Genomic DNA, 23,292 nt, shown 5'->3' on the forward strand with positions numbered 1-23,292 from the left:
TCCTATAAACCCAAGATACGAAGGTTTGCAGCTTGGTCGATGGCGCTATCGGCAAAGTCGTCAAAGGCTTTGTCGGTGACTTCAATAATGTGTTGCTCTACAAAGGCTGCTCCTTCTAGCGCACCAGCTTCTGGGTGTTTAAGGCAGCATTCCCACTCAACCACTGCCCAACCGCTAAAGTTGTATTGCGCAAGTTTGGAAAAAATACCGACAAAATCTACTTGGCCATCGCCCAAAGAGCGGAATCGCCCAGCGCGCTCGGTCCAACTTTGGTAGCCGCCATACACCCCTTGTTGACCCGTGGGGTTAAACTCGGCGTCTTTAACATGGAACATTTTGATGCGAGCATGGTAGCGGTCGATAAAGTCTAAATAATCCAGCTGCTGCAACACAAAATGACTAGGGTCATACAAGATATTGCAACGCGGATGCTGGTTAACTGCATCCAAGAACATTTCAAAACTAACGCCGTCATGTAAGTCTTCTCCGGGATGAATTTCGTAACATACATCTACGCCTGCAGCTTCAAAGGCATCAAGAATGGGTAACCAGCGTTTAGCTAATTCAGCAAAGCCGGTCTCAACTAAACCTTGTGGGCGCTGAGGCCAAGGGTACATATACGGCCAAAGCAGCGCGCCCGAGAAGGTAGCGTGTGCAGTCAAACCGAGATTTTTAGAGGCCTTGGCTGCTAACAATAATTGATTTACCGCCCATTCTTGGCGAGCGCTTGGGTTGCCTCTTACAGATTCAGGCGCAAAGCCGTCAAACATTTCGTCGTAGGCTGGGTGTACCGCTACCAGTTGGCCTTGCAAGTGGGTAGATAGCTCGGTAAGTGTTAGGCCGTTATCTTTAAGCAGTGCTAGCACTTCTTGGCAGTAGCTAAGGTCTTCGGCGGCGCGCTCTAAATCAAATAAACGCTTATCCCAGCTGGGCATTTGCACCCCTTTGTAACCAACACTAGCAGCCCAAGCAGCAATCGAGCTTAGTGAGTTAAATGGTGCTTCGTCGCTAGCAAACTGAGCGAGGAACAGCGCGGGTCCTTGTAAGGTTTTCATCGGCAATCCTTTTATCGAAGTTCAAACCAAATTGTCGTACTTTGTTGCCACTAAATGTAATCGATTACATTTGGTGGCATAAAAAAACCATGCGCTAATTAAAGCTGGAGGCATATAAAGCCGCACTGCATGGCATTTATTTAGTAGTTGAATAAAACTTATACAATAAAATTGCGTTTATCTAGCGCATGTTGCGTAAATGTGATCAATTTAAAAGTTTATTTTTTGTACAAATTCTGGATTGAGTTCTTAAGTGATTTAAAATAAAGTACTTTATGAAAATTGATGTAATCCGTTACATTTTAGCTAAGCTATAACTAAAGTTAGCCTCGCTTATGAGCAAACTAAGGACAGTTGATGCCTACCATTAAAGATGTTGCTAAATTGGCGGGCGTATCTACCGCAACGGTTTCTCGAGCCATGATGAGCCCAGAGAAGGTATCGGAAAAAACTCGCTTGAAAGTTGAGCTGGCAGTGGCTGAGTCGGGATTCTCTCCCAATGTGATTGCACGAAATTTAAGGCGTAGCGAATCAAAAACCATTGTGATTATTGTGCCCGATATCGCCAATATGTTTTTCGCTAGCATTGTGCGTGGGATTCAGCAGGTGGCCTTGCAAAACGGCTACAAGGTGTTGCTGGGGGACTCAATTCATACGGTAGAGCAGGCCAAGGTTTATATGGATTTGGTACGCAGCAAACAAGCCGATGGGATCATTTCGCTTACTGCAGAGCTGCCGATGGAAATTCGCCAAGGGACAGAAATCCCCATGGTGATGGCTTGTGAGTATTTCCCAGGCTTTCCCATTCCTACGGTGCGTATTGATAACCGAGGTTCGGCCAAGCGTGCAGTGGATTACTTGTTAGATATTGGCCATAGCCAAATAGGTTGTATTACTGGCCCCATGGAAAACCCCATTTGTGTAGACCGCAAAGCAGGCTATCAAGACAGCCTGCAGCAGTTAAACATTCCTTTGGATGAGGCAGCCTTTGAAGATGGCGATTTTAGTTTTCAGTCGGGTTATAGCGCCTTTATGCGTTTGCATGAACATTACAGCATGACAGCCTTGTTTTGCTTTAACGACATGATGGCGCTAGGAGCGATGAAAGCGGCCACTCAGCTAGGAATTAAGGTGCCGCAGCAATTATCAATAGTGGGCTTTGATGACTTATTGTTCGCCGAATATACCAACCCAGAACTTACTACCATTCGCCAGCCGCAAGAAGACATCGGCAAAACCGCCGCCAATACGCTAATGAAGATATTACAGGGCAGTAAAGCCAGCCAAGACACCATTGTGCCAACTCAGTTATTGGTGCGATCCAGTTGCTGTGCACCCAGTAAGTAAGCTGATGTATTAAGCCATAGCTATTTGGAATGTAAAAAAAGCCAGTGGCAAGGGAGCCACTGGCCGAAAGAAAGGAATTGCTAAAAGCTACTGGAATTTAAAACGTTGGTTGGTACCTCCATCACATGACCATTGTCTAAGATCTGCGCCGTTAGCGCCCGAGTTGTTAGCTATTTCTAAACATTTTCCGCTTTGTTTATTGCGAATTTCAAAGGTGCTACTGCCTTTATCTATGGGGCTCCATACTTGGCTCGTATTGGCGTGGTTACAAACCCATTGTTGAACTTTAGCTCCGTCTGCTGAGCTGCCAGAAGCCAGTTCCATACATAGTTGGCTAACATTTGCACTAATGCTGTATTCGTTATTACCCAGAGCGGTAAACTGGAAGCGTTGGTTGTTATTACCGGTGTTGCATGACCATTGTTGATAGGTGCTACCGTTCCATACTGCGCCGCTTTTCACATCTATGCATAAGTTAGAGTGTGCAGCTTGAAGGTTGGTATAGCCACTTGGTGGGGTAATGTCGCCGGTTGGTGGGGTGGTGCTACCACCTGTAGGTTTGTAAACACGGATCCAGTCCACGTACATCTTGTTCTTATCGCCATCCGCTAGGTCTGCATCGGTGGCAATATGGCCAGCTTCTGAGCGCCAAGAGTGATCCTCTGTATCAAGAATAATGAACATCTCTTGATCCATGTTGTAACGGCTTTTATCTAATATTGCCCCGGTATAGTCTTTATCTTTCATTACCACTTGGCTCCACGCGCCTTTAGTGGTTTTTTGGCCATCAATGTAGAAGGTTACTTCTGTAGGGCTTTTCCAATAAACGCCGAATCGGTGGAAACCTTCACGCCAATAATTGCCCCAAGTAGGGGTAAAGTGGGTTTGGTCGTTAAAATCACTGCTAATGGAGTTGTCGTTATTGCGGAAAAATACGTGGAAGTTGGTAGACATGTTTTTGGCAAACCAGTCTTGGCGAGCACCGCCATACACTTCCAACACATCTATTTCACGTTGGTCATTTTCACTTAAAAGCCAAAAGTTAGAAGATAGCTCTAAGTTACTAACTTTAATATTGGCTTCTAAGAATATCGGGTATTTTACTTTTGTTTTAGAAGTAACAACCCCAGCATTAACTTGGTTAGTACCTTGGCGGCGAGATGCGCTAATAATCAGATTACCGTCACCTACCCACGATTCATCGCTTGACCAGTATGTGAGGCCTGGGCCTGTCCAGTTGTGAAAGTAAGCGTCTTTCCATTTGCTGGTAAAGGAGCTTGGCTTGCCAGAATAGTTAAAAGAGTCGGAATAACTATCTTGTAATTCCCAGCTTTGTCCAGCGTCCAGCTCGGCTGGAATTGGGATATTATCCCAGTCTGCTGCGTATGTACTGAGTGATAAACCTAAACTGCAGGCTAATAGTAGTGGGTGCTTAGTGAATCCTTTCATTGTTATCTCCCTGTTTAGTGTGATAACAAATATCGCACACTTATTAACCTATTTATGAGATCTGGTCGATCAATTTGTTGGTGTTGTTAACCTGTTGTGGGTCTTGTGATCAGCTTAGCGGTTTTTTGGCTTGTGGCGTGATTTATAGTGAGCAGGGTCTCAGTAAGGAAGAGATAAAAAAAGGCCTTGGTATTACTACCAAGGCAAAGTGCTAACAATTGTCAAAAGGAATAAAAAAGATTACTGGTAGTTCAGGTAAATGGTTTTTTTCTGCAAGTAGCCCTCCAATCCGTGTTTGCCGTCTTCGCCGCCGATACCACTGCGTTTAAAGCCTGTATGGAAACCATTTAATAGTTCTCCATTGGGCCGGTTAACGTAGATTTCGCCGACTTCCAATTCGTTTACAACTTGCATAATCTTGCGCATGTCGTTGGTATATACATAGCCTGACAAGCCTAAATCAATGTCGTTGGCGTACTGTAATGCTTGCTCTAGGCTATCAATTGGCATTGCTGCTACAACAGGGCCAAATACCTCTTGCTTCATGATGTCCATTTGGTTGTTTACATCGGTAACCACGGTAGGTTCAAACCAATAACCATTGGCAAACTCTTCACCACTAGGTTTACCGCCACCACAAGCGATGGTTGCGCCTTCGGCCTTGGCTTTGTTGATCATTTCAAGCAGTTTTTCTACTTCGCGAGCATTTACTTTGGGGCCAACGTTAGTGCTAGCTAGCATTGGGTCACCCACTTTTAACTGCTTAACTTTGGCAATAAACTTATCCATGAACTCTGCGTAAATCGTTTTGTGGATATACATACGCTCGTTAGAAGTACAAATTTGGCCACAGTTGCCAAAGCCTGAGTTAACAGCGATTTCTACCACTTCGTCGATGTTGGCATCGTCTAACACAATAAAGGGTGCTTTGCCGCCAAGCTCTAGGTTTAGCGCTGTAATGTTCTCTGATGCAGAGCGGTATAAAATCGAACCTACTTCTGAGCTGCCGGTGAGAGTAACCAACTTGGTTATTGGGTTGCGAACGAGCTCATCACCCACTTCGCCGCCTAGACCTGAGACAATGTTTACTACCCCTTTTGGGAAGCCAACTTTGGCAATTAGCTTAGAGAACTCTAGAACCGTTAATGGTGTATCTGCTGGTGGCATTATCACCATGGTATTACCGGTAACTAAGGCATTACCTAACTTACGAGCGGCTAAGGCTAGGGGGTAGTTCCACGCCAATAGGCCTACAGTTACACCAAAAGGAACGCGTTGAACCCAAATTTGTTCGTCTTGATTTTCGCTGGTGACTATTTCGCCCTCTATGCGACGAGCCGACTCGGCGGCATAGCGCAAAAAACCTACAGAACCAGCAACTTCGCCACGGGCATCGCTGAGCAATTTACCTTGTTCTTGGGTAATCATTTCTGCGTAGCGTTCGGTATTTTCTTCTAACTCGTCGGCAAGTGCAGCAACTAATTCAGCGCGCTTTTGCGCAGGCAGTTTGGCCCAGTCTTTTTGAGCTAATTCTGATGAGTGCAGGGCCGCAGCGGCTTCTTCACGGCTGGCTTGAGGGGCGTAGCCAACCAGCTTTTCGTTACTTGGATTAACAACTTCAATGGTATTGCCGGTTGAAGATTCCAACCATTCACCATTGATAAACATTTTGTGAGTAACAGTGCTCATCTAACTTCCTTTAGATTCCCAGTGGATATTTAACTATTTTGGTAAACCAATTTGTGCATTCTACGATATAAAGGTTAACCATTAAAGTGATAAGGCTCACAACTTGCTATTGCTGACGAGGGAAATCAAGGTAGTAAATAAATATTTACTAAATTTCATATATTTATATTGTAAAATTCTATTAGTCCTACAATTTAGATCAAAATGAGACATCAGTAGTTATGGTTGACTACCGATAAGGCTTAAAAGGCGGTACTATTCTGGTTTCGGTCTAGAACTTACTTGAATTGATTTACCAAAAGTTAGATAGTTTCTACATTTCCCCAAAGGTTGAATGACATTATGGCTAAGATGGATACCAAGCGACGCTACTATGATATTGGCGTGCAAATCGAGGAGTTGTTGTTTTCTGGCGTATTTAAAGCCGGAGAACGACTGCCATCAGAGCGAGAGCTAAGCGAGCGATTTGAAACTAGCCGAGCTACCATCCGTGAAGCCGTCATCATGTTGGAATTGAAAGGCTTGGTAGTTGTTCGCCAGGGCGCAGGAATTTACTTCATTGATTCTCCTGAAAAAGTTAACAAACGCACCATTTTGCCTAAGAGTGATGTTGGGCCGTTTGAGCTATTACAGGCGCGCCAAATTATTGAAAGTAGTATTGCTGGCTTTGCCGCAACGCAAATTAAATTTAACGAGCTGCGAGAACTTAAAAAAGTACTGCAGCTGCAAGAAAGTGAAATAAACGGTGACAGTGAAAAATTTGAATCGCTAGATCAGCAATTTCACAGCTTGATTGCTGAATCGACGCAAAACCGTGTATTGATTAACCAGGCGGTTGATATGTGGAGTACAGTGCGTACCACTAACCCGCTGTGGAATGAACTTAACCACCAGTTTCTGCATGAAGAGCGTTTACAGTCTATGTGGATTAATGACCACAAACGTATTTTATTAGCCCTGCAAAAACGCTCTCCAGAAGATGCTAAGCAAGCGGTGTGGCAGCACATTGAAAATAGTAAGCAAGAGCTGTTAAAAATTGCTAGCTCCGATAATAACGATACTGACTTAGACGACTACTTCTTTGCCATGGAATTTGACAGTAACTTTACCGAAAGCCATTAAGCATTAAGTCATTATTAGAAAGCCGCTAAACCTGTATTTAGCGGCTTTTTTATTAGCTGTTAATTGCTAAGCGTTAGGTGCATTGCCTTCAATCCCTGAATCGGTAGCTTCAGCTTTAGTCTTGCTGTTCGCTTTACCCACTAAGCTATCTTCTATCTCTTCAATGGTTTTATTTTTGGTCTCTGGCAATATTGGCCACAGTAGTAGCAGCCCTATTAAGCCAAACACAGAGTACATTAAGAAGGTATTTGCCGCCCCTAAGTTCGCCAGTTGCCATGGGAAAAACTGTTGAATCAGATAGCTAGCTATACTGGTTACCAAGGCAAACATAGGAATAGCTACACTGCGCACCGAGTTTGGAAAAATTTCGGAAAACAGCACCCACATAATGGGTCCAATAGATATATGGAAAGCGGCAATAAAGGCTAGTATTCCTATTAATATGACGAGCGGGTTTACGCTGATGGAGGCTTCAATAATATGGCCTTCATTTAGCCTTAGCGTATCGGCATCATAGTTACTCGCTAGCATTTCTTTAAAGCTTACATCGTCGGCGTATTGGCTGTTTAGCTGAGCCTTAAGTGGGGTTGTGTCAATGACGTCTTCTAGTTTTTCAATAGTCTGTTGGTTAATACTGTAGCTGGCATTGTTAAAGCCATACCAACAGGTTGCATGGCTTAATACCACGGCCATAAGCCCTAAAATAAGTAGCGGCTTTCTTCCCACCTTATCAATAAAGAATACTGCCAGTACCGTGAACACCACACTGGTGATACCAATATAAATGGCCTGTTGAAAAGAGGCATTCAAGCCAAAACCGATCTGCTCAAATACTGTAGGGGCGTAGAACAAAATTGCGTTCATACCCGTTATGCCCTGTACAACCGCCATTAAAAAGCCAATGGCAAAAATGGTTTTCATCGGTGAGGAAAACAGCAGTTTAAGTTGGCTGGTTATGCTGCCGGCATTTTTATGCTCTTTGAGGTGTTGCTCTATTTCTATTTGTACTTCTTCCGCGCGTTGCTCGGGTAACAGTTTACGCAGTACTTGCTGGGCTTGATGTTGCTTATTCTTCATCAATAACCAACGGGGAGACTCTGGCACTCGGCATAGCAATATCACCCATAATACTGCGGGAATAAGCTCTGAGGCTAACATGGTGCGCCAGATAGTGTCCGGCGAAAACAACAACGAGCCTTCAGTGACTTGTAGCACTAGGTAATAGTTGATGAAGTAAGCTGCCAACAAACCGATGACTATGTTGAATTGATTGGCCGATACCAACTTGCCACGTTGTTTAGCGGGCGCTATTTCACCGATATACATCGACGCTAAAGACAAAGAACTAAAAGCTAGGCCTCCAATGAAGCGAGCAATGGTTAGCATCATAAAGCTCGTCGATAATGCAGATAATAGTGCCGAGAATACATATAGGCTGGCAACAATAATCAGGGTGTTTTTACGGCCTAAGGCATCTGCTGTTTTCCCCGCCACTAATAACGCTAGAATTGCGCCTAAGCTTGGCGCACCAACTACGGTGCCAATTTGTAGATCACTAAGTGAAAATTCTGCTGCTATAAATCGCACTGTACCGGAGATTATTGCTGCATCTAAGCCAAATACAAAGCCACCAATAGCCACAATTAACGCATACTTGTAAGCATTCCATGTTTTTATGTCCATCTTTGTTCCTCTAGAAGGTTATTTTCGCCTGCTATTTAAGCATGTCTGGATAACCAATTTGTCGATCAAGATCGATATTGGTTGATCTTTATTTTCTAAAGGTTAACAAATATTGAGTTTTATTGATTTTTTTGTAGTTAGGTAGCAAATGCAAGCTAGCTGAGTTTTTAATGCAAAAAAAACACCGCGATAGTGCGGTGTTTTGGCTAAGAGTTACTTCTATACTTCGAAAGGCTTTATTTTTTCCCAGTCAAATTCTACACCTACACCTGGATTATCAGGCGCTACTGCTCGGTGATTTTTAACCACCAATGGGCGCTTAGTGTATTCATCAATAGGGAAGCTATGTACTTCTAACCAACCTGAGTTAGGCTGAGAAGAAACTAAGCTTACATGCAGCTCTTGCATACCATGAGAACAGGCAGGAATGCCATGTTGGTCTGCCAATCTAGCTGCCTTAAGCCAACCCGTAATACCGCCACAGTTAGACGCATCGGGCTGCACAAAAGACAGTTTTGCGCGTTCAAAAGCGTACTCAAACTCATGAATGGTATGTAGGTTTTCACCCATTGCTAAAGGAATAGAAGTGGCGTCGGCAATCTTTCCGTAGCCGAGGTAGTCATCTGGAATTGTGGGCTCTTCAAACCAGGTAATATCGTATTGCTCAACCGCTTTAGATAGGGCGATAGCTTGCTCAACACTTAATGAGTAATTGGCATCGATCATAAATGTAACGTCTTTACCAATTAGCTCGCGAACAGCTTTAATGCGCGCGATATCCTCATTGGCATCTTGGCGACCAATTTTGATTTTTACTGCGTTATAGCCTTTATCTAAGTAGCCTTGGATGTTAGCGAGCAGCTTTTCGGTGGTGAACTGTAAATCGATGCCGCCACAGTATGCTTTACAGCTAGAGTCTCCGCCGCCAGCCATTTCCCATAAAGGTTGATTTAAACGCTTACCTTTTAGATCCCAAAGGGCAATATCTACCGAAGAAATCGCAAACGAGGCAATGCCGCCACGACCTACATAGTGAATATGCCACTCCATAAAGTCGTAAATTTCGTCGATTTGGCTGGCATCTTTACCGATAAGAGCAGGCGCTAAGTCGTGCTCAACCATTGCTTTAATGGCATAGCCACCTTTACCGCCTGTATAGGTATAACCGGTACCTTCACTGCCGTCTTCTAAAGTAATGGTGGTGGTCACTAATTCAAAGTGGTCGTGATCGCCGTGTTTGGCGTCTGATAAAATCTCCGCTAAAGGGATTTTAAATAAACGCGCCGTAACTGATTTAATTGCTGTATTCATGTTTGTTCTCTTACTCGGCAAGCTGCGCCACAATGTCTTTCACTAATTGACCAATGGTATCCCATTCACCTTTATTGATTAGTGATTTATCTACCATCCAAGTACCACCACAGGCTAAAACGCCAGGTAAGGCTAAATATTTTTCGATATTGTTTTGATTGATGCCACCAGTAGGCATTACTTGAATGTTGGTATATGGACCAAGTAAAGACTTAAGCATGGCAATGCCGCCCGATGCTTCGGCTGGGAAGAACTTAACGGTATCTAAACCTAACTCTAAAGCCTGCTCAACAGTAGAAGGGTTGTTTACCCCAGGAATAATCGCAATGTTGTGCTTCTGACAGGCTTTTACCGTATTTGGATTTAGTCCTGGCGACACAATAAAGCTAGCACCGGCTTCTTTAGCAGCTATTACTTGTTGTTCGTTTAAGATAGTGCCTGCACCAATTAGCATCTCTGGTTGGGCTTGGCGAAGTATTCGAATTGCTTCAGCTGCAGCGTCTGAGCGAAAGGTGATTTCGGCTACCGGTAAGCCATTTTTGCTTAGCTGTTCGCCCAGCGGCACGATGTCGCTGGCTTTATCGATAGCAATAACCGGAATCACTTTAAATTGCTTAAGCAGAGAGTTTAAATTTTCCATGTGTTTGTCCGTAATATTAAAAGTAAGATTAACTAAGGCCGATACGTTGCTCTACTTGAGCAAGGGTAGGTAGCGGCGCCACTGCGCCATAACCAGTAATGGTGATAGAAGCCGTAGCATTCGCGTATTTAAGACATTCTTGTAGTTCAGCTCCACGTACATAATGGGTACAGAAAGAACCGGCAAATGAGTCTCCCGCGGCTGTTGCGTCTACCGCGGTGACTTTATGTGGTTTAATACTGAAACGCTCATTGTGGTTTGCTACTGTTGCGCCTTCAGAACCTTGCTTTAACACCACTATTTTTGCACCAAGCCTTAAGTAGTGATCGATGATTTCATCCGCATGTTTTAGGCCAGTGAGCAGCTGTGCTTCATCAATGCTAGGGAAGCAAATGTCTACCTGGCTAATGGTTTCGTTGATGATCGCTTTAGCGCGATTAAGTGACCAAAGCTTCAAGCGTAGATTGGTATCGTAAGACACTAAGGTATCGGTTTCTCGGGCCAGATCTATTGCTGCAAATACCGCGTCACAGCTAGAGTCGCTAATTGCCTGAGTGATCGCTGTGGTGTGAAGTAACTTAGCGTTAGCAATGGCTTCAACCGGAAGTTGCTGCTTACTAATCAGGCTAGCTGCAGAGCCCTTTCTTAAGAAAGAGAAATGATGGCCTTGTTCGTTATGAGTAATAAAATAAACACCAGTGTGGGCATTGCTATTACTCAGCACCAAATCACTGGCTACCGACTCTTGCTGCCAAAGTGCTCTAAATTGCTCACCAAATTCGTCATCGCCTAGGTGGGTGATCATGCCTACGTTTGCACCTTGGCGTGCGGCTGCAATGGCGAAGTTAGAAACGTCGCCACCAAAGCCACTTAAAAAATCTGGCTCCATGGCTTTAGACTGCTTTATTTGACTGAATTCATACATCGGTTCGCCAAAACTTAATATCTCGCTAAACATGACCTGTCCTATTTGATTGCATTAATAAGAAGGGTTAATCCCTTTAATAAAGTTGATGGTATGGGATGAATTTATTTTGGTCAACCAAAATGGATTTTCAGCTTGTTTCTGCAATAAATAGATTTTAGCTTGTGTTTTCTTTGCTTAAGTGTATGTTTTTATTGTATTTGTGGTAATTCTAACACGGTTTTTTATTGATCTAAGTCAGTATTGGACTATTGTTTATTGTATTCTTGTTAGCCATTTACGCTTAATTGGTTTACCATTTTGTGATTGTAATCACGGCTATCGAACCGGTTTGTCGGTATAAATGCCGTATTGGTTGAACAATTGGATGGATGAATGGCAGTAGGTAATCAAATAAGCCAGATTAAAGATCGGTTTAACGAAGTAACAAAGTACGACAGGGAACAGTTAAGCACTAAAATTGTTCACATTGGGTTTGGCGCATTTCACCGTGGTCATCAAGCCGTATATAACGATTTAACCAACCAAGCTTCTGGCGAGTTGTGGGGTATTTGTGAAGTAAACATGTTTGGCAGCGAAGATCTGATTGCCAATTTGGTAAACCAAGACTGCTTGTTTTCGGTGGTTGAAAAGTCTAAAGACACCACCACTTCTCGCTTAGTGCGCACTGTTAGTGAAGCCATTCATACCCCTGCTACCGGTATTGCTGCTGCCATTGCCAAAATAGCAGAGCCGCAGGTGGCGATTGTTTCCTTAACTATTACAGAAAAAGGCTACTGTGTTGATCCTCAATCTGGTCAATTAGATGAAGCCAATGCGTTGATTCAACATGATTTAGCTAACCCTCAGCAGCCGCAATCAGCCTTAGGATTAATTACCGAGGCCTTGCGAGTTCGTCGTGATAACGGCCTAGCTGCTATTAGCGTATTGTCTTGTGACAATATTCCCGAGAACGGCCACCTTACTAAAAATGCACTACTGGCTTACGCAGCTAAGTTAGATAAAGAGCTAGCTGCTTGGATTAAGCAAAACGTTAGCTTCCCTAGCACTATGGTTGACCGCATTTGTCCTGCTATGACCCAAGAAGCATTTGCAGCCATTGAGGCAGAGGTTGGTTATGCCGACCCATGCGGCGTGGTTTGTGAAGACTTTCGGCAGTGGGTAATCGAAGACAACTTTGTCGCTGGTCGTCCAGACTGGGATTTAGCTGGTGCTATGTTTGTTGCCGACGTACTGCCCTATGAAGAAATGAAGTTGCGCATGCTAAATGGTAGCCACTCTTTCTTGGCTTATAACGGTGCGCTGGCTGGTTACGAATATATCTATCAGTGCATGCAAGACCCTACGTTTAAAGCCGCAACCCTAAAGCTTATGACGCAAGAGCAAGCTAAATCTTTAAGCCCTAGCCTTAATGTTGACTTGCCTGAGTACGCCAACTTACTGATAGCTCGCTTTAGCAACGCCAACGTTAAACATAAGACCGCTCAAATTGCGATGGACGGCTCGCAAAAGCTTCCTCAGCGTGCTGTAGATCCACTGCTTCATCTGCAAAAAGCAGGTTTAAAAGTGACTTGTTTACCGGTTCTTATTGCCGGCTGGATGCACTCGGTGATTCGTGCGGTGAAACAGGGCGAGCAAATTGTTGACCCCTTAGCAGAGCAATTTAAACAGATAGTTGAAGGCAATGCAGAGCCGCTTGCTCAAGCCAAGCTGTTGCTTTCAATTAACAAAATTTTTGGAACATTAGGTAATGATAACGACAAGTTTAGCCAGCAGGTGCTATCTGCGTTTGTATCTATTGAAGAATATGGCATTGAGTCTGTGATTGACTCGATTGCAGTGAATTAGGAAATAATAATGAAAACATTAGTTTGTAACGAACCTTTCTCGATTGAATATGTGGAACGTGAGAAGCCTTCATTTGCTGAAAACGAAGTATTACTTAAGGTAAAAGCAGTAGGGATCTGTGGCACCGACATTCACGCTTTTGCTGGTCGCCAGCCATTTTTTAGCTATCCGCGAGTACTTGGCCACGAAATTAGTGGTGTAGTTGAAGCCGTAGGCAGTGAGTGTGGCACTGCTAAAGTAGGCGAACGTTTCTCGGTGATTCCTTGTATTCCCTGTGGTGTTTGTTCTGCTTGTCAGGAAGGGAAAACCAACTGCTGTGAAAATGTCTCTCTTTATGGTGTTCACCAAGATGGCGGCTTTACCGAGTATCTAAGTGTATTAGAAAGCAACTTAGTAAAATTGCCTGAAACCGTAAGTGATAGCCAAGGCGCGTTGATTGAGTGTTTTGCGATTAGTGCGCATGCAGTTCGCCGCGCCGAGGTTAAAGCTGGCCAACGTGTATTACAAGTAGGCGCTGGCCCAATTGGTTTAGCAGCAGCTGCCATTGCAAAGGCAAATGGTGCAGAAGTGGTCGTAGCCGACGTAAGTGATGAGCGCCGTGCTCATGTAGAAAAAGCCTTAGGCATTAAAACCTTAAACCCTCTTGCGGAAAGCTATGTTGATGACCTAAAAGCAGCCTTTGGCGGCAACTTGGCATGCACCTTACTAGACGCCACTGGGAACAAAGGCTCTATGAGCCGCAGCGTTGAGCTAATTCGCCATGGCGGCAAGATTGTATTCATCGGTTTGTACATCGGTGACCTGGTGCTAGACGACCCAACATTCCATAAAAAAGAAACCACCTTATTAAGCAGTCGTAATGCAACTCGTGAAGATTTTGAGCGAGTGATCGAGTTGATGAGCAAAGGCGAAATCGACGAAAACATCATGAAAAACCATGATTACGATTTTGACACCGTTGGTCTTTCATACCAACAAGATGTAGTAAACAACAAAACGCTTATTAAGGGCGTAATCAACTTTTAGTCGCGCAGGTAAATATGACAACAGTACACGTAAAAGAAGCCGAGTTAAAAGCACTTGCGCTAAACAAATTAATTGCCGCTGGCCTAGATGAAGCGACCGCCAACGAAGTAACCGAAGTATTGATTCATGCAGACGCGACTGGGGTTCATTCTCACGGCGTAATGCGAGTAGAGCACTATTGTGAGCGTCTTGCTAAAGGCGGCCTGAATGCCAAAGCAACTTTTTCAGTAGAGCAAGTATCACCATCAGTGGCGGTGTTGGACTCAGATGATGGCATGGGGCATTCCGCGCTAATTGCTGCTACCAAACACGGCATAAACCTAGCTTCTGATACCGGCTTAGGTTTTGTAAGTGTCAAGAATACTTCGCATTGTGGGGCGCTATCATACTTTATGGAGCAAGCCACAAATGCGGGTATGATTGCCATTGGTATGACTCAAACAGACACTTGTGTTGCCCCGCATGGCGGCGCTGCAAAGTTTTTGGGAACCAACCCAATTGCCTTTGGCTTCCCAGTTGAAGGTTCTACTCCTATGATCATCGACATGGCAACCAGTGCAACAGCTTACGGTAAGTTGCTGCATGCTAAAGAAACAGGTCAGTCGATTGGTAAAGGTTTAGCGATTGATGCAGAGGGCAATGAAACGACTGATCCGCATAAAGTGGCTAACTTGCTGCCGTTTGGTGGGCATAAAGGTTCGGGAATTGCACTAGCGATTGATGCTTTAACCGGCATGTTGATGGGCGCTAACTTTGGTAACCATATCGTAAAAATGTACGGTGATTACGAAAAAATGCGCAAGCTAGCAAGCTTAGTGATAGTGATTGACCCGAAGAAGTTGGGTAATCCCATGTTTGCAGTAATGATGGCTGCAATGGTGAAAGAACTACACGAAGTTCCACCGGTACCGGGTGTTGATAAAGTGCTTGCGCCAAATGACCTTCAAGTGGCTTATCGAGCAGAGTGCGACCTTAATGGCATTCCAGTGGCGCAAGGTGTTTACGACTACCTAGTGAGTTAAGTGTTTTAAAAAAGGTAGCAATATGGTGTCGCTCTGTGTTGCTACTAGCCTAGGTGCTCTCCTGCAATGGTTCCGCGGGCATCTAGGTTTCTCCTCTTTTTGACTGTGACTAGTCCCCTTAGTTACGGCGCCTTTCTTATTGGTATTACTTATTGTTTTTAATGACTTTTTTATTGGCTTTGAGTTTTCCAAATATCGCTTTGGCTCACATTAGAACTTAAATTGGTGTGCTAATTTTGCAATTTGGTTATCCAATATTGCTTAGTGGTTGTCCAAATATTGGTTTTGGTTATCCTTTTAAGGGAGGAAATATTGTGTTGTTTAAAAAAAGCAACTTAGCAATCCTAGTATCAGTTGTATTAGCTGGGGTATCTACATCAAACGTCATTGCAGATGACACTAAGCAGTCTAGTGAAAATGCAGCCACTTCGGGTGATATGACCAGCGCGGCAACGCCGCTTGATTTCACCGAAGCTGCAGTATTAGAAAAAATCACCCATAGTCATAGTCAGTTTTCGGTGCTTAAGAAAACTGCCCAGCAAAGTAAAGATGGCTTGAAGCTGAATTTTGATGCGATTTCAGAAGCTGAAGCGCAATCAAAATGGCCCAATGTGAAAATTCACTCTAAGGCAGGCCCTTGGGATTGGAATACTAAAGGCGGGCTAAAAGTCGCTTTAGAAAACCCAGGCAGCGAAGATGTTCGCATAGAAATGAAGGTAAGCGACAACATTGGCATTATGGGTTCTGCCGATAACCAAGTGGACTTACCCATCATTTTGCCTGCCGGTAAAACCACTATTGTCGATTTTCTGTTTAACGGTACTCAAATGAATATTGAGGGTTACCGTGGTGGCAGTAAGTTAAATTTAAAAAGCATCGCCGAGATTCAGTTTTACTCTGTTGGGCCTATCGCTGCTCAAGAAGTGATTATTCGCGATCTTAACTTTATTGAACGCACTGGCGATTTTGTAAAATCAGAAGCGCGTGAAGCGCAAGTGATTGCTGCACCCATTCCTACCATATTGTCTTTAGCTGATTTTAACGATGGTTCGAAAGGTATCGTGAGTAAAACTCACGGTACAACTATTACTTCGGTAGACCGAGGTCAGGGCAAGGGCCTTAAAATTGACTACGCTGCCGACGCTTCCTATCCCAGTGTTACCTTTAGTGCAGATAAACCTTGGAATTGGTCTGAGCATGGCGACTTCACTTTAGCCTTCGATGTTGAAAACACTAGCGAGGCTGGTGCTCAACTATTTATCCGCGTTGATGATGACGTTAACGAAAAACAAGGTGGCAGTGCCAATGGTGTTATCCATAGTCGTACTGGTTATGTTCAGTTGCCAGCAGGCGAAGCGGGTACTTACTACTTTACTTTAGAAGAGCTGGCTAAAACGCTTGATTCTGGGATGCGAGGCGAGCCGCCGAAGAAGTCTTATCAAGCGCAAGCGATTAACTTTGGCTGGGGTGAGCAGAAGCTAGATCTAAGCAATATTGTTAGCTTTCAGTTGTACATGCAGGATCTGCAAAGTGATGTGGGTCTAGTGATAGACAACATTCGTTTGGTGCCCAATTTAAGTGCCGATACTAGCCGTTATGAAGGTTTGTTGGACGAATTTGGCCAGTTTGCCAATGAAGATTGGGCCGAGAAGGTTCATTCTGCCGAAGAGTTACAATCACGTGCTAAAGCCGATGTGAAATTGATTGATGCTGCTAAGCAGATGGATGATAGAACCCCTTACGGTGGTTGGAAACAAGGGCCTAAATTAGAAGCCACTGGCTACTTTAGAACGGAGAAAGTAGACGGTAAATGGTCTTTAGTTGACCCAAGCGGTTATCTGTATTTTGCCACGGGTTTAGACAACATTCGGATGGACGATACCTACACCACCACCGGTGTTGGCTTTACTGATTTGGTATTGTCGGAAGATCTTAGCTTGCGTCCTAGCCAGATTTCTCAAGACAGCTATGTAGATAATCAAGACTCTCGTTCGGTTGCTTCGGATCTGCGAAATAGCATGTTTACCTGGCTACCTAGCTATAAAGATGCACTCGCCCAGAATTACCAATACTCAACCATGATTCACACCGGTCCGCTTGAGCATGGTGAAGTGTATAGCTTCTACAGCGCTAACTTGCAGCGTAAATATGCGCCCGATTCTCGTGATGAAGCGATTGCAGTTTGGCGCGACGTAACCTTAGCGCGAATGCTGGATTGGGGCTTTACCTCGTTAGGTAACTGGGCAGATCCAAGTTTCTATGGCAATCAAAAAGTAGCTTATGTGGCTAACGGCTGGATTGTGGGCGATCACCAACGGATTAACACCGGTAACGATTACTGGGGGCCAATGCACGACCCTTACGATCCAGAATTTGTTGAGTCGGTGAAAACTATGGCCATGCAAGTGGCTGCCGAGGTTGAACAAGACCCTTGGTGTATTGGCACCTTTGTAGATAACGAAATGAGCTGGGGTAATACCGAGTTTGACGCTAACCACTACGCCTTAGCCATTGCCGCTTTGCGTGCTGATGCAAAAGATAGCTTTGCTAAAGCTGCGTTTGTTGGCTTGTTAGAGGCGAAATATGCGCAAGATTTACAGGCACTAAACAAAGCCTGGGGCAGCGAGCTTAAATCTTGGGATGAACTGGCCAAGGGCTATGTTCACCAAGGTGAACTCAACGAGGCGCTTAAAGCCGACTACAGTATGTTCTTGGCAGATCACTCAGACCGCTACTTTGCGATTGTTCAGCAACAGATGAAGCAGGTTATGCCTAATCATCTTTACTTGGGCGCTCGCTTTACCGAGTGGGGCATTACGCCGGAAGCCGCGAAAAGTGCTGCTCAGTATGTAGATGTAATGAGCTACAACCTGTATGGCAATGATATGTCGAAAGGCGACTGGAGCCATTTAGCCGAGTTGGATATGCCAAGCATTATTGGTGAGTTTCACTTTGGGGCTACCGACAGCGGTATGTTCCACCCGGGCTTAGTAGCGGCAGATACCCAACAAGGGCGCGCCGAGAAGTATGCCCATTACATGGACAGCGTTATTGCTAACCCATATTTCGTAGGTGCTCATTGGTTCCAATACCTAGACTCGCCAACTACTGGTCGAGCTTGGGATGGAGAAAACTATAACAATGGTTTTGTCACTGTGGCCGATTCACCCTACGAAAAACTGGTAGCCGGGGCCGCCGAAGTTAACCGTAAGTTGTACCCGCAACGCTACCCAGACCTAGTGAAATAAGAGGTAAGTGCACTAAAAAAGACGAGCTTAGCTCGTCTTTTGATTTATCTGAACTATCACAATAACTAAACGCGCAGTAAGGAAACATATGCCCACTATTATTGATGTCGCAAAAAAAGCTGGCGTGTCTGTGGCCACAGTATCGCGAATAATTAATCAAACTACTTTTGTTAGTGAGTCTAAAGTAGAAAAAGTACAACAAGCGATTAAGGCACTTAACTTTACGCCTAACTACCATGCGCAAAACCTAACTAACAATCCTAAGATTGGCCCTGCAATGATTGTGCAGTCGATCCAAGACCCCTTAACCGCGACCTTGCTCAAAGAACTGTCGGCACATGCCTCGGCTAATTCGATGCCGCTGCACTTAGTGTCGGGGGCCCACTCCGAACAACAAGAAATAGAGATGTTAGAGAACTACCTAAGCTTGGGGGTGCAATCTTTATATTTTGAAAGTGTGTATATGAAAGAGGAGCGTTTGGCCGAGTTTGTTCGTTTGCATCCTGGTTTATTGGTGGCGAAACGCTATTTGCCAGCATATCCCAAGCAGTGTTTGCATTTAGATCTCGTGGCAAGCCTTTGGCTAGCAGTAAAACTACTGGTAGAGCGAGGCCATAAGCAACTAAGTTTAATGTGCGAGGCGCAGCAGTTTCAAGCTATTGAGCAAAGCCTAAGCCACATTGATAGCCCTTTTAAGCAAGCCAATATTAGCCTGAGTCGCTTATCCCATGATCCTAACGATTGCTTGAACCGCGATATTGTATGTTCTAAAGCCTCGGCCTTTGTGTGTTTGTCGGCGCGGCTCAGTTGGCCGGTGTGGCAGCAGCTAAAAGATCAGCTAGGTGCGAGTAAGCAGTTTGAGTTTATTGGTGCCTCTAATAACGCTGCTGATAGTAAAGCTAGCTATAGCACGCTTTATTATCCGGTTCAGGCAATGGCTCAGCAAGCACTTGGCTTTTTAAGTGCTTCACAGCAAGATGTTAGCAAAGTATTTATTGCCCAATTACAAGAGCGCTATAGTGAGCAAGAACTCTGCTATTTACAGGACTTAGGCGCGGCAGGTTAAGCTAAGTAGTAAGTGCTCGCTACTTAGCCTTTTAATAGAATAACGCTACTAAAGCTGCCACTGCTGCACCTTAAAGTAGCCCTCTGGGGTGGTAACCCTAAGGCTTATGTTGCCTGCTTCCCCTGTGCACTTTATTAAGGCTAAAGCTCTCCCTTGATAGGTGTTAATTTGCTTGGTTTTATAAGCATGTATGCTAGTCGAGTAGCCATTGTCTAAGCCTACAAGTTCAGCCGGACCCTGTAATTCGAAGTTGAGCTGAGTATTTTGATGTTTTACCGCTTTACCTTCGTTGTCTACTAGTTGTATGAGCAAATGCTGGTAGGCAATTTGACCCTTTTCTGGAGCTGGGTCTTCTACGGTAACGAGTAAATCACTAGCAGCCTGCGTTGTGCTTAGGCGGTGCTGGGCGACCACTTTGCCTTTATTCTTTGCTAGTGCGACCAACTCGCCAGTTTGAAAGGGTAGCGCCCAGCGAAAAATGCGATCTGCTTGTTCTGCAAGGCTTTTACTGCCTAGACTGCGGCCGTTAAGCTGTAGTTCCACTTCTTGGCAATTGCTGATGACTTCGATAGCAATGAGCTGATTGCCTTTGTAGTTCCAGTGCTGTTGCTGTTCAGGCCAAATCCACAGTTTCTTCTTCCAAGCCTGTGAATCTCTTTCTTCAAGGCTCAAGCTCTCTGGCTTGTAAATAAAGCGTTCTTCATCAAACTCTTGATTATGAATTTGCACCATGGGCTTGTCACACCAAAGTGATTGAAATAAGTAATAGGGCGCTTTTTTAAAGCCAGCGGTATCGAGTAAGCCTGCTGATAGTGTTTTGTTGGGCCATTGTTTATGCACTTCACCTAAGTAGTCGATACCGGTCCAAAGGAATAAGCCTGCTAGGTGAGGGCGCTCGCTAACCGCCTTCCACTCATGCCACTGAGGTAAGGCCTCGTTGCTAATAATTGGTAGTTGCGGGTGGTGCTGTTGGCCATAGTCGTAAAGCACTTGGCGGTAGCTAAAACCAATCACATCTAATGCTTTTGCATAACCGCTTAAGTAACTCACCGAAGGTAAAATGCAGTTTGCGGTAACTGGCCGAGATAAGTCTTCTTCTCGAACCCACTGAGCTAGCTGCTGAGCGGTTTGCCCGATATCATAATCGTGGTGCGGCAAGCTTTTTAGCTTGTTGCTGATTTGCTGAGGCGAATTTGGCGGGAGATTCCAGAAATAATTACCGTTCCAGTTAGCATCGAAAAAGCCGGTGGCTTCCACATTTCTCGGGTAGGTCCACTCAATTTCGTTGCCGATGCTCCACATAAAAATGCAGGGATGGTTAATGTGTGCTCTTAGAGCATTTTTTAAGTCCTGCTTGGCATTGTGGCGAAAAAACTCGGCGTAACCGCGTGAGGCATAATCACTGTGCTGCTCATTCATGTTTAAGCGCTTATCTTTGGGAAAGTCCCACTCGTCAAAAAACTCGTCTTGAACTAAAAAACCTAAGCGATCACAAAGTGTTAGCAGAGATTCTGATGCTGGGTTGTGGGCCATTCTAATGGCATTTACGCCGGCTTGTTTTAAACGTTTTAGCCTACGCTCCCACACTGCGTCTGGCACTGCCGCGCCCACTAAACCGCCATCGTGGTGTAAACACACGCCTTTAATCTTGGTGGCTTGGCCATTAAGAAAGAAGCCATGTTGGTTGGTAAACTGAAAATCCCTTAGGCCAAAAGTAGTGCTAAAGCAGTCTAGCTCTTTGCTACCTTGGCTGAGCGTGGTGGTGATTTGATAGAGCTGTGGAGACTCTGGCGACCACAATTTAGGTTGTAGCACGTCGCAGCTAAATTCACACTTTTGCAAGCCTTGTTTAAGCTCGAGTAGATGCTGATAACTTGCTACAGGGCGACCGGTATCAAGCTCTATCACATGGCTATCTACCTGAATGTTGCCGCTAGCTTGTGGGCTAACAATGCTAAATTTATGCAGTATTTGGGCAAAGCCCTGGTTTATTTCGATAGTGTCTACCACGCTACTCCAAATCGGAGTATGCAGCGAGTTTACCGTGATAAGTTTTACATCTCGGTAAATGCCCGAGCCGGGATACCACCTACTGTCTGCAATACGACTGCGATCAACTTTAATCAGTAATTGATTGTCGTGAGCTTTTAGCTGTTCAGTAATCTCGAAGTAAAATGGTGAGTAGCCATAGCGCTGTTCACCCAGCTTTTTGTTGTTAAGCCAAAGTGTCGCATTGTTGTAGATACCGTCAAACAGCAAAAAAGCCCGCTGGTTTTCGCTTAGCTCTGCTAAATCAAAGGTTTTGAGATACCAACCTATGCCACCGGGTAAGTAAGCTGTAGCGCCTTCGTATTGCGATGAAAAAGGCTGCTCAATGCTCCAATCATGGGGCAGCGATATAGTTCGCCATTCGTTACCTGCTGATTTGTGCCTTGGGTCCTGTAACTGAAACTGCCAATTTGCATTAAAGTCGATAGTTTGGCGAGAGGGCTTTGTGATTTTGCTAGAAGTGGACATGGATACTCAAAATAATATAACGAGGAGAAATAGCACTAGGCTAGTGGGTAAAATAATTAGCCCACCGAGTGGTGGGCTAAGCGTTTAGTTTGAGTTTTGATACGTTGAGGCATCTAGTACTTGTTTCTTCACGCGGTAGCGACAAATGAAGTTCCAATTCCAAGAGTCATCGTATTTATGACACAAGCCCCACTCTAAACCGGGAGACTCAATATCGGTTTCCTGGTTTGGGCGGAAAATACCTAGCGCTTCAGGCGCACCTTTAATATGTGACATAATTTCGAAGTTGATGCCGTCGGCAGCCCATTGCACTGTGTTCTTTTCTGGACCATCGGTGGTAATTAGCGAAGCAATGCCGCCACCTTTGTGCCAAACCGCAACTTCATGGCCGCTATTTGAAATGGGGTTGTATTCCGATTTCACATATGGGCCAAGAATGTCTTTAGCAATTGCCACACCGTGTTTAATTTCGCGACCGCCCATGTTCATCTCTTCACCCATGGTTTCACCTTTATAGTAAAGATAGAACTCACCCTTGAAGAACATTAGGCAGGGATCGTGCACTTTATGGCTGTCAAAGCTGCCTTTAGCATTAACCAAGAAACGGTTGTCTTCCTCTGTGCGCCATTCGCCATCTTTAGCTGGGCTTAAAATAGGAGCAGGTGATTTAGTCCAAGGTCCAAATGGGCTATCGGCCCAAGCAATCGCTATTTCTTCAAACTGGCGGTTGGTATAAGGCGCTTGCACGGTTTGGTATACCAAGTAGTACTTGCCTTCGTGGGCTAATACTTCTGGTGTAAATACTGCGCGGTCATCGTAGGCTCCGGCGTCACCAGGAGCAATGGCGCAACCGTGTTCTTTCCAGGTGATGCCATCTTCTGAGCTGGCATGCCAAACTTCGGTGAGATCCCAAGGAAAGACCTTGTCTTTAGGGTCGCCTGTAAAACCCAGAGTTTCGCCTTCGCCTTTGGTATACCAGCAGTGGTAAACACCCGCTACTTCTATTACTGCTGTTGGGTCTCGACGAATTACGCCTTCTTCAAAAGCAAAGTCACCTAGTAGCGGTTGCTCTGCAAATTCAACCATCCACTCTGGGCCTTTTGTATCGTAACCACGTTCAATTGCGCGTTTACTGGCCAAGCTTAGCTTGTTACCTGTCCCTGACATATCTACCTCTATTTGTCGAAAAACTAAAGTGTTCAATAACTACTGGCTACAAAGGTAAACCAATTTGGCTTAATGGTACATTAACTTGCGATTGAGCTGCGATTCAGATGAAAGAAAAGTGACCAAAGACACATTTTTGTAACTTAGATTTAAGCTTTCGTAATTCACTTATTGGAT

At 44.7% G+C, this 23,292-nt stretch carries 16 protein-coding genes; 7 read left to right on the forward strand and 9 right to left on the reverse strand.

What is annotated here, in order from left to right; genetic code table 11:
- Positions 1-2 precede the first annotated feature (2 nt).
- On the reverse strand, positions 3-1,055 hold the full coding sequence (locus G6R11_RS04600; protein ID WP_163131919.1) for a sugar phosphate isomerase/epimerase: 1,053 nt from the start codon (positions 1,053-1,055) through the stop codon (positions 3-5).
- 357 nt (positions 1,056-1,412) lie between these two features.
- Between G6R11_RS04600 and G6R11_RS04605 the strand changes: the two genes are divergently transcribed.
- Entirely contained in the window at positions 1,413-2,402 is a 990-nt protein-coding gene (locus G6R11_RS04605; protein WP_163131920.1) for a LacI family DNA-binding transcriptional regulator, read from the forward strand.
- A gap of 87 nt (positions 2,403-2,489) precedes the next feature.
- On the opposite strand, the gene G6R11_RS04610 is transcribed toward G6R11_RS04605, so the two are convergent.
- Both G6R11_RS04610 and aldA read right to left on the reverse strand, forming a co-directional pair.
- Complete coding sequence (locus G6R11_RS04610; RefSeq protein ID WP_163131921.1) at positions 2,490-3,851, reverse strand: RICIN domain-containing protein; 1,362 nt, start codon at positions 3,849-3,851, stop codon at positions 2,490-2,492.
- 240 nt (positions 3,852-4,091) lie between these two features.
- Entirely contained in the window at positions 4,092-5,540 is a 1,449-nt protein-coding gene (aldA, locus tag G6R11_RS04615) for an aldehyde dehydrogenase (protein ID WP_163131922.1), read from the reverse strand.
- A 342-nt stretch (positions 5,541-5,882) separates the two neighbouring features.
- Between aldA and G6R11_RS04620 the strand changes: the two genes are divergently transcribed.
- Positions 5,883-6,662, forward strand: a complete 780-nt coding sequence (locus G6R11_RS04620; protein WP_163131923.1) for an FCD domain-containing protein — start codon at positions 5,883-5,885, stop codon at positions 6,660-6,662.
- Between the two features lie 66 nt (positions 6,663-6,728).
- Here the strand turns inward: G6R11_RS04620 and G6R11_RS04625 are convergent, their stop codons facing one another.
- The 4 genes from G6R11_RS04625 to G6R11_RS04640 all read right to left on the reverse strand — a co-directional run bounded on the left by G6R11_RS04625 (position 6,729) and on the right by G6R11_RS04640 (position 11,254).
- Positions 6,729-8,345 (reverse strand): MFS transporter, encoded by a 1,617-nt coding sequence (locus G6R11_RS04625; RefSeq protein ID WP_163131924.1) that lies wholly within the window; start codon positions 8,343-8,345, stop codon positions 6,729-6,731.
- Between the two features lie 219 nt (positions 8,346-8,564).
- Positions 8,565-9,656 carry a mandelate racemase/muconate lactonizing enzyme family protein gene (locus tag G6R11_RS04630; protein WP_163131925.1) on the reverse strand — a complete coding sequence of 364 codons (1,092 nt, stop codon included), beginning with the start codon at positions 9,654-9,656 and terminating at the stop codon, positions 8,565-8,567.
- 10 nt (positions 9,657-9,666) lie between these two features.
- Positions 9,667-10,296 carry a bifunctional 4-hydroxy-2-oxoglutarate aldolase/2-dehydro-3-deoxy-phosphogluconate aldolase gene (locus G6R11_RS04635; RefSeq protein ID WP_163131926.1) on the reverse strand — a complete coding sequence of 210 codons (630 nt, stop codon included), beginning with the start codon at positions 10,294-10,296 and terminating at the stop codon, positions 9,667-9,669.
- A gap of 28 nt (positions 10,297-10,324) precedes the next feature.
- The gene (locus G6R11_RS04640; RefSeq protein WP_163131927.1) at positions 10,325-11,254 is read right to left on the reverse strand and encodes a sugar kinase; all 930 of its coding nucleotides are present in this window, start codon (positions 11,252-11,254) and stop codon (positions 10,325-10,327) included.
- A 342-nt stretch (positions 11,255-11,596) separates the two neighbouring features.
- Between G6R11_RS04640 and G6R11_RS04645 the strand changes: the two genes are divergently transcribed.
- The 5 genes from G6R11_RS04645 to G6R11_RS04665 all read left to right on the forward strand — a co-directional run bounded on the left by G6R11_RS04645 (position 11,597) and on the right by G6R11_RS04665 (position 19,431).
- A complete protein-coding gene (locus tag G6R11_RS04645; RefSeq protein ID WP_163131928.1) occupies positions 11,597-13,069 on the forward strand; it encodes a mannitol dehydrogenase family protein in 1,473 nt (490 codons plus the stop codon).
- A 9-nt stretch (positions 13,070-13,078) separates the two neighbouring features.
- Positions 13,079-14,095: a zinc-binding alcohol dehydrogenase family protein gene (locus G6R11_RS04650; protein ID WP_163131929.1), complete on the forward strand. Its 1,017-nt coding sequence runs from the start codon at positions 13,079-13,081 to the stop codon at positions 14,093-14,095.
- Positions 14,096-14,109: 14 nt separating this feature from the next.
- Positions 14,110-15,117 (forward strand): Ldh family oxidoreductase, encoded by a 1,008-nt coding sequence (locus G6R11_RS04655; RefSeq protein ID WP_163131930.1) that lies wholly within the window; start codon positions 14,110-14,112, stop codon positions 15,115-15,117.
- A gap of 314 nt (positions 15,118-15,431) precedes the next feature.
- The gene (locus G6R11_RS04660; RefSeq protein ID WP_163131931.1) at positions 15,432-18,365 is read left to right on the forward strand and encodes a beta-galactosidase; all 2,934 of its coding nucleotides are present in this window, start codon (positions 15,432-15,434) and stop codon (positions 18,363-18,365) included.
- An 88-nt stretch (positions 18,366-18,453) separates the two neighbouring features.
- Positions 18,454-19,431, forward strand: a complete 978-nt coding sequence (locus G6R11_RS04665; protein ID WP_163131932.1) for a LacI family DNA-binding transcriptional regulator — start codon at positions 18,454-18,456, stop codon at positions 19,429-19,431.
- Positions 19,432-19,479: 48 nt separating this feature from the next.
- On the opposite strand, the gene G6R11_RS04670 is transcribed toward G6R11_RS04665, so the two are convergent.
- Together G6R11_RS04670 and G6R11_RS04675 are read right to left on the reverse strand one after the other, a co-directional pair.
- Positions 19,480-21,948, reverse strand: a complete 2,469-nt coding sequence (locus G6R11_RS04670; protein ID WP_163131933.1) for a sugar-binding domain-containing protein — start codon at positions 21,946-21,948, stop codon at positions 19,480-19,482.
- Positions 21,949-22,032: 84 nt separating this feature from the next.
- Positions 22,033-23,115, reverse strand: a complete 1,083-nt coding sequence (locus tag G6R11_RS04675; protein ID WP_163131934.1) for a family 43 glycosylhydrolase — start codon at positions 23,113-23,115, stop codon at positions 22,033-22,035.
- Positions 23,116-23,292: the final 177 nt, after the last annotated feature.

The sequence above is a fragment of the Agarivorans sp. Alg241-V36 genome, assembly GCF_900537085.1.
In the GTDB taxonomy this organism is placed as follows: Bacteria; Pseudomonadota; Gammaproteobacteria; order Enterobacterales; family Celerinatantimonadaceae; genus Agarivorans.